Below are 375 nucleotides of genomic sequence, written 5' to 3' on the forward strand. Positions count from 1 at the left end.
CGGGTTGGTCCGGAAGCCTTTAGCCAAGTTTAGCCACCCTGAAAGTATCTCTGGGAGGTGTGGAGGGAAAAACTGCTGTGATTTTAAACCTAAAAGTAACTTAACTCATAATAAGTTGGTAGTTAGACCACATGAAAAAATTGCTTTTGTTGGCCCAGTTCTGTTGATCTTTGAACCATGGTGGGAAAAGTGTAGTTTTAGTCAGTCTGAAGCTGCCATGTAACCAGTGCAAATGAGATAGTGAGTTACATAAACAATATACTTTGTGCTTTTTTTACTGCGCTGGTACATTTTAATGAAAGCAACTAAAAGGGAATCCCAAAATTGCATTTAGGGGGTCAGGCCAGGGCAATCTGTTGGGATATTTAATGACAC

General features: G+C 40.3%; 1 protein-coding gene. It reads left to right on the forward strand.

All coding sequences use genetic code 11. The features are described 5' to 3' along the window. The coding region (locus JDO7802_RS18385; RefSeq protein ID WP_222836393.1) for a hypothetical protein at positions 1 to 223 on the forward strand (223 nt) is incomplete at its 5' end. Positions 224 to 375: the final 152 nt, after the last annotated feature.

Origin of the sequence: Jannaschia donghaensis, assembly GCF_001403795.1 — a bacterium.
Classification (GTDB): domain Bacteria; phylum Pseudomonadota; class Alphaproteobacteria; order Rhodobacterales; family Rhodobacteraceae; genus Jannaschia; species Jannaschia donghaensis.